This window comes from Pseudomonas sp. NBRC 111140, assembly GCF_001320885.1.
Classification (GTDB): Bacteria; Pseudomonadota; Gammaproteobacteria; order Pseudomonadales; family Pseudomonadaceae; genus Aquipseudomonas; species Aquipseudomonas putida_P.
On record NZ_BCBQ01000154.1, the window covers coordinates 1 to 7,622 of the forward strand.

Sequence of the window (7,622 nt, forward strand, 5' to 3'; positions counted from 1 at the left end):
CCCTTCTGTTGGCGGAAGCCGACACCGACGAAGCCGCGGCCGAAGAAGCCGCTGCTGCGTTGGCGGCCGTTGAAACCGATATCGGCCGCACGACCGACCCGGTGCGCATGTACATGCGCGAAATGGGTACTGTCGAGCTGCTGACCCGTGAAGGCGAGATCGAAATCGCCAAGCGTATCGAGGAAGGCATTCGTGAAGTCATGGGCGCCATCGCCCACTTCCCGGGCACTGTCGATTACATTCTCGGCGAATATGACCGCGTCACCACCGAGGGTGGCCGCCTGTCGGACGTTCTCAGCGGCTACATCGACCCTGACGACAACATTGCCGCGCCGACCGAAGAAGTGCCGATCCCAGGCACCAAGGCCGCTGCTGCGAAGGAAGAGTCCGACGACGAAGAGGAAGAGTCCGAAAGCGGTGACGACGAGGAAGAGGCCGAGAGCGGCCCGGACCCGGTAGTCGCGGCTCAACGCTTCGGTGCGGTATCCGATCAACTTCAGGCAACCTCCAAGGTCCTGAAGAAAAACGGTCGTGGCCACAAGGAAAGCATCGAGGCCCTTCAGGCCCTGGCTGACCTGTTCATGCCGATCAAGCTTGTACCGAAGCAGTTCGAGGTACTGGTCGAGCGTGTACGTGACGCCCTGAACCGTCTGCGCCAGCAAGAACGCGCCATCATGCAGCTGTGCGTCCGTGACGCCCGCATGCCGCGTGCCGACTTCCTGCGCATGTTCCCGAGCAACGAAACCGACCAGACCTGGAGCGGTGACCTGGCCAAGCGCAACACCAAGTGGGCTGCTGCCCTGGGTGAAAAGGACGCTGCCATTGTCGCTTGCCAGCAGAAACTGATCGACCTTGAGACCGAAACCGGCTTGACCGTTGCCGAGATCAAGGAAATCAACCGTCGCATGTCGATCGGTGAAGCCAAGGCCCGCCGCGCCAAGAAAGAAATGGTCGAGGCGAACCTGCGTCTGGTGATCTCCATCGCCAAGAAGTACACCAACCGTGGCCTGCAGTTCCTCGACCTGATCCAGGAAGGCAACATCGGCTTGATGAAAGCGGTGGACAAGTTCGAATACCGCCGCGGCTACAAGTTCTCGACCTATGCCACCTGGTGGATCCGTCAGGCGATCACCCGCTCGATCGCCGACCAGGCACGCACCATCCGTATTCCGGTGCACATGATCGAGACGATCAACAAGCTCAACCGTATTTCCCGCCAGATGTTGCAGGAAATGGGTCGCGAACCGACCCCGGAAGAGCTGGGCGAGCGCATGGAAATGCCTGAGGACAAGATCCGCAAGGTACTGAAGATCGCCAAAGAGCCGATCTCCATGGAAACCCCGATCGGTGACGACGAAGATTCGCACCTGGGCGACTTCATCGAGGACTCGACCATGCAGTCCCCGATTGACGTGGCCACGGTCGAAAGCCTCAAGGAAGCCACCCGCGACGTGCTCTCGGGCCTGACCGCACGCGAAGCCAAGGTGCTGCGCATGCGTTTCGGTATCGACATGAACACCGACCACACCCTCGAAGAGGTGGGCAAGCAGTTTGACGTAACCCGTGAGCGGATTCGTCAGATCGAAGCGAAGGCGTTGCGCAAACTGCGCCACCCGACTCGCAGCGAGCACCTGCGCTCCTTCCTCGACGAGTGATGACAAAACCCCGGCCCAGGCCGGGGTTTTTCTTTAGCGGCCCGTAACATAAAGCCCGCCTTCCACAGCACACCTGCCGCAATGCCCGTCTACACTCGACTTCAGACCACCTGAATGCGAGGCTGCCATGCCCTTGAAGCCGGCCATTCTGTTGCTGCTCCTGATTTTATGGAACACAACGGCCGGCGCCCTGACCCTGACAGATGAGGAGAAAGCCTGGCTGGCTGCTCACCCGCAGTTGAGCCTGGGCGTAGACGCCTCTTGGCCACCGTTCGAGTTTCGCGACCAGGAGGGCCGGTACCAGGGATTGGCCGCCGATTACATCGCCACGATCCAGCAGCGCCTGGGCGTGACACTCAAACCGGTCGAACCCAGCAGCTGGACCGAGGTACTGGCACAGGCACGGGAAAGCCGCATCGACCTGCTGCCCGGCATCATGTCCACCCCCGAACGCCAGGGCTATCTGGCCTTCACCCGCCCGTACCTCGACTTCCCCATTGTCATCCTGGCCCACAAAGGCGGCGCACAACCACGCAAGCTGGATGACCTGTACGGCCTGAAAATCGCCGTGGTCGAGAACTACGCCCCGCACGAGCTGCTGCGCACCCACCACCCCGACCTCAACCTGGTGGCGCTGCCCAATGTCAGCTCCACGCTGCAGGCCCTGGCCACCGACCAGGTGGACGCCGTGGTCGGCGACCTGGCCTCCAGTATCTGGAGCCTGCGCCAGCTCAAACTCGACGGCCTGTACGTCAGCGGCGAAACACCCTACCGCTACCAGCTGGCGATGGCCGTCCCCCGCGACAAGGCCGTGCTGGTCGGTATTCTCGACAAAGTGATGGCCGACATGAGCAGCAGCGAAATCAGCCAGATCCAGCAGCGCTGGGTGGGCAATGTAGTCGACCAGCGGATGTTCTGGTCTGACCTGCTGGTATATGGCTTGCCAACGGTGCTGTTGCTGATGGCCGTGCTGGCCGTGGTCATCCGCATCAACCGCCGCCTCAGCTCGGAAATTTCCAGGCGCATCGCCCTGGAGCAAGAGCTGCGCAGCAGCGAATACCACTACCGAGGCCTTGTAGAGAGCCTGTCAGCCATCGCCTGGGAAGCCGATGCCAACGACTTCACCTACAGCTACGTTTCACCGCATGCCGAAGACCTGCTCGGCTACCCCTTGAGTGACTGGCTCCGGCCCGGCTTCTGGCGCAGCATCCTGCACCCGGAGGACGCCCTCTGGGCCCAGGCGTACTGCGACAGCGAAACCGCAGCGGGACGCGACCACAGCCTGGACTACCGAGTGATCCGCGCCGACGGCCAGCCCCTTTGGGTACGCAACATCGTCAGCATGATCGAACACGGCCACCAACCGGTGATGCGCGGCCTGATGATCGACATCAGCGAAACCAAGCACACCGAGGACGCCCTGCGCCTGTCCGAGCAGAAGTTCGCCTCGGTGTTCCAGCAATGCCCAGACATCCTGCTGATCGCCCGCCACAGCGATGGCTGCCTTCTGGAGGTGAACGAAGCCTTCGAAGAGCAGATCGGCCTGACCCAAAGCCAGGTGATTGGCCGTACCGCCACCGACCTGAACCTGTGGGGCGTCGAAGGCAGCGGCCTACGAGTGCTCGAACACCTGCACCAGGGCGGCATCCGTAACCTGGAAATGAGTTTCCGCCGCAGCAATGGCCAGCTGTTCACCGGCCTGACCTCGGCCGAAACCTTCGAACTCGACGGCACCCCCGCGCTGGTAGTGGCGGTGCGCGACATCAGCCAGCTCAAGGAAACCCAGCAACAGTTGCAAACCTCGGAAGAGAAATTCGCCAAAGCCTTCCACGCCTCCCCCGACGGCCTGCTGCTGTCGCGCCAGAGCGACGGTCTGCTGCTGGAGGTGAACGAGGGCTTCTGCCGCCTGACCGGCTATGACCTCAACCCGACCATCGACCAGACCTCGCTGGACCTGGGCATCTGGGTAGACCTCAACGAGCGCAAGCGCCTGGTTGAGCAGCTCAACCGCGACGGCTTCGTGCGTGATTTCACCTGCCACATCCGCCGCAGCGACGGGCAGATCCGCCTTTGCGAGCTGTCCGCCCGGCCCCTGCCGATTACCGGCGTCGACTGCATGCTGACCATCGCCCGCGACATCACCGAGCGCCACCTGATGCAGGAAAAACTGCAGTTGGCCGCCACCGTGTTCGAAAACACTGCCGAAGGCGTACTGATCACCGACATTGACCAGCACATCAGTGCTGTCAACCGCGCCTTCAGCGAAATCACCGGCTACAGCGAAATCGAAGCCCTCGGCCAGACCCCGCGTCTGCTCGCGTCCGGCCAGCACGACAGCGCCTTCTATGCGGCCATGTGGCACCAGCTGACCGACGAAGGGCACTGGCAGGGCGAGATCTACAACAAGCGCAAGAACGGCGAGCTTTACCCAAGCTGGCTGACCATCAGCGCCGTGCGCAACAGTGAACGCGAGATCACTCACTTCGTGGCGGTTTTCGCAGACATCTCCAGCATCAAGCACGCCCAGGCCAAACTCGACTATCAGGCCCACCATGACCCGCTGACCGGCTTGCCCAACCGCGCCCTGTTCGAGAACCGCCTGCAGGCTGTACTCACCTGCGCGCAAGTCTCCAACCGCCAGGGCGCGGTACTGTTCCTCGACCTCGACCGTTTCAAGCACATCAACGACAGCCTCGGCCACCCAGTCGGCGACCTGCTGCTTAAAGGCATCGCCCAGCGCCTGAAGGAGCAGGTGCGCGACGTCGACACCGTGGCCCGACTGGGCGGCGACGAGTTCATCATCCTGCTACCCGGCCTGCACAAGCCCAGCGACGCCAGTACCATCGCCAACAAGCTGCTGGCCTGTTTCGCCGCGCCGTTCCAGGCCGGTGAACACGAGTTCTTCACCAGCGCCAGCATCGGCATCAGCCTGTATCCACAGGACGGCACTGACGTTGCCACACTGATCCGCAACGCCGACGCCGCCATGTACCGCTCCAAGGCCAAAGGCCGCAACCGCGTCGAAGCCTACACCCGCGACCTCACCGCCCAGGCCAGCGAGCGCATCGCCTTGGAGCATGAACTGCGCCGCGCCGTCGAACGCAACGAAATGAGCCTGTGCTTCCAGCCCAAGCTCAGCCTCAAGACCCAGAAGCTGGTAGGCGCCGAGGCGCTGATCCGCTGGAGCCACCCAACCTTTGGGGAGGTGCCACCAGAGCACTTCATCCACCTGGCGGAAGAGAATGGCACCATTCTCCAGCTCGGTGACTGGGTTCTGGAGCAAGCCTGCCGACAGATGCAGGCCTGGAAACAGCACTACCAACCCTTCGGCCCGCTGTCGATCAACCTTGCCGGCGCCCAGCTGCGCCACCCGCACCTGGCCCGGCGCATCGAACAGTTGCTAAAGCACTACCAGCTAAAGGCCGGTGACCTACAGCTGGAAATTACCGAGAACTTCATCATGAGCCAGGCAGAAGAGGCCCTGGCCGTGCTGTACCAGTTGAAGAAACTGGGCGTGCAACTGGCTATCGATGACTTCGGCACCGGCTATTCCTCGCTGAGCTACCTCAAGCGCCTGCCGCTGGATATTCTCAAGATCGACAAGTCCTTCATCCGCGGCCTGCCCGACGACCCACACGATGCCGCCATCGCCCGCGCGATCATTGCCCTTGGCCGCAGCATGCAGCTGACGATCATTGCCGAAGGCGTGGAAAACCAGGCCCAGCAGCGTTTTCTGGCAGCGGAAGGGTGTGAGCAGATCCAGGGCTACATCGTCAGCCTGCCGCTGCCACCAGACGAGTTCGCGGCCGCGTTCCTTCGCATAGCACTATCAGATCTTTCAGATGGCACAGGTGCGAAACCCTCGTTATAATCCGGCCACTTACTGAGGGCCTATAGCTCAGTCGGTTAGAGCAGAGGACTCATAATCCTTTGGTCCACGGTTCGAGTCCGTGTGGGCCCACCAACCTTGAAGCCGCGTACTACGCGGCTTTCGTGTTTTTGGTGGAACCACCTCAGTACAGTCCTATGGTCTAAAGGTACAAATTAGGTACAGTGCGGCTTCGCTTGCACGCCTTTGGAGTCCTTCAGATGGCTACAATCGTCAAAACCCCTGCCGGCACCTGGAAGGCTGTCATCCGCAAAACCGGATGGCCGACCAACGCCAAAACCTTCCGCACCAAACGCGACGCCGAGGATTGGTCACGGCGCACCGAAGATGAAATGGTGCGGGGTGTGTATATCCAGCGCAGCGGGTCCGAGCGGCTGACACTCGAAAATGCGCTGCAGCGACATCTGCGCGAAGTCAGCCCTACCAAGAAGCCCACCGCGCAAAAGGCCGAGGCGACCAGGGAAAATATTCGCTCGCAGCTCTATCATCCGAGGTGATCGCCAACTATCGCGATACACGCCTGGGCTCCCTGAGGCTCGTAGGAATGAGAAACGCTATCGGGCACGGAGCGTCTTTCACAGCCTCAGGCAGTCGCGAATTGAACGAGCTAATTGATTACACAAGGTCGTTAATAACACAATATGCGGAATTAGTTATCGACCAGCTAAATACTTATGCTCTTCCTGATCCAGAACCAGAACCAGAACCAGAACAAAACTAATTAATATCAAATTTAAATCCTCAGCTGACACTGGTAGAACACTCGAATGGTTAGGGAAAACTTGATAGATGCCTTCGTACAAGAACTGCTCGCAAAGAAAAACATGTCACCATCTGAAAGGTGCTCATACGAGGTTTCTCAAATATTAAACAGCGCCGCGACCGAATGGGTTGATATAATGGATTTTGTCTGGAAAAGCCATTATACCATTACGCATGAGCAAGCTATTGAAGCAGAAAAAGTCACTCACTACTTTCCTGACATCGAAAAGCATGCAGAAATAATCGCCGCACGCGCGGCGATTCATAAGCGTCGATGGGACAACACCTATCCATATATGATTTCATCTGGCAACCTATTTTCTACGCTTTCACTATTCGAAGCTTATATTTTGCGGCTTGCAATCGCAACTGAACAAGCATCCGAAATCCAACTGTCATCCATAAATGGCGCGGGCGTCGAAAAAATATTCAATTACTTCAGGAAGCTAGGAATACCTCTTGAAACCATTGCAGTGCACGAGCCTATCAAGTGCGCACAGAAGATTCGAAATTGTCTAATGCATGCAGGCGGACTGCTTCAGCTATCAAAAGACGCCGACACAATTAGAACCATAGTAGAGCGGAAATCTTATCTCTGCAGTGAAGACAGAGGTCGTTACACAAAAAGCAGCGAAACAGAACTAGTGTCAATTAGATTTTACTTTGTTGGCGAGAAAGTCTCAATCGAGCATGATTATCCTCACCTGCTCTGCAATTACATCTCCCGCTACATCCAAATCTTAGGTGAAAAAATTCTGATTTGGCTGGAAGCTCAGAGAGCCTAGGCACGAACAGCTCAATACGGGCTGCAGGCCGTCGTGCTAGCTAATCCCTGGGAGGGCTTCGAGGTACAATGGAGGTACACTGAAAAGATTCGTTGACTTACCTTAAATTTCGCTCAAACATCGCTGCGATGCTGGCTTAATGTTACTGTACCTTTTCTTGCTTACAGTAGATTTCTGCTACTATCACATGTAGCAAGCTAACTCTGATCCTTTAGTCCACGATTCAAGTTCGTGTGGGCCCACCAGATACGACAAAGCCGCGCAGTTGCACGGCTTTTTTGTGCCAGACATCAATCTGCCCCGCAAATCACCAAGGCATCTTCAACCCGGCAACTCACGCGCTGCCCATCGTAGCCCCAATAGGTAGAAGGCAGCGGCCCACTTCCCACCGAGCTGCCATCCTCTTCGTACACATTGATGACTGCGTTCCACAAACTGGTCCGAGGCGTTTCGCTTGCGGGGTCCAGACAGAGGATGTGAGTCAGCTGGAAACCATCCTCATCTTCATAACCTTGGTAACCCACTACCATC

3 protein-coding genes, 1 tRNA gene and 2 pseudogenes are annotated in these 7,622 nt (G+C 58.5%); 5 read left to right on the forward strand and 1 reads right to left on the reverse strand.

The genetic code is table 11. From position 1 onward, the window contains the following. The 5 genes and pseudogenes from rpoD to APH42_RS28040 all read left to right on the forward strand — a co-directional run. On the forward strand, positions 1–1,655 hold a 1,655-nt coding region (gene rpoD, locus APH42_RS28020; RefSeq protein ID WP_060494699.1), incomplete at its 5' end, for an RNA polymerase sigma factor RpoD. A 127-nt stretch (positions 1,656–1,782) separates the two neighbouring features. After that, positions 1,783–5,526: a bifunctional diguanylate cyclase/phosphodiesterase gene (locus tag APH42_RS28025; RefSeq protein WP_012270186.1), complete on the forward strand. Its 3,744-nt coding sequence runs from the start codon at positions 1,783–1,785 to the stop codon at positions 5,524–5,526. A 16-nt stretch (positions 5,527–5,542) separates the two neighbouring features. Further along, positions 5,543–5,619 (forward strand) — tRNA-Ile (locus APH42_RS28030). Positions 5,620–5,744: 125 nt separating this feature from the next. Beyond that, positions 5,745–6,076, forward strand: a pseudogene (locus tag APH42_RS28035) (site-specific integrase); the annotation flags it as partial. Positions 6,077–6,311: 235 nt separating this feature from the next. Then, on the forward strand, positions 6,312–7,091 hold the full coding sequence (locus tag APH42_RS28040; RefSeq protein ID WP_060494700.1) for a hypothetical protein: 780 nt from the start codon (positions 6,312–6,314) through the stop codon (positions 7,089–7,091). Between the two features lie 290 nt (positions 7,092–7,381). On the opposite strand, the pseudogene APH42_RS30330 reads toward APH42_RS28040, so the two are convergent. After that, positions 7,382–7,622, reverse strand: a pseudogene (locus APH42_RS30330) (hypothetical protein); the annotation flags it as partial.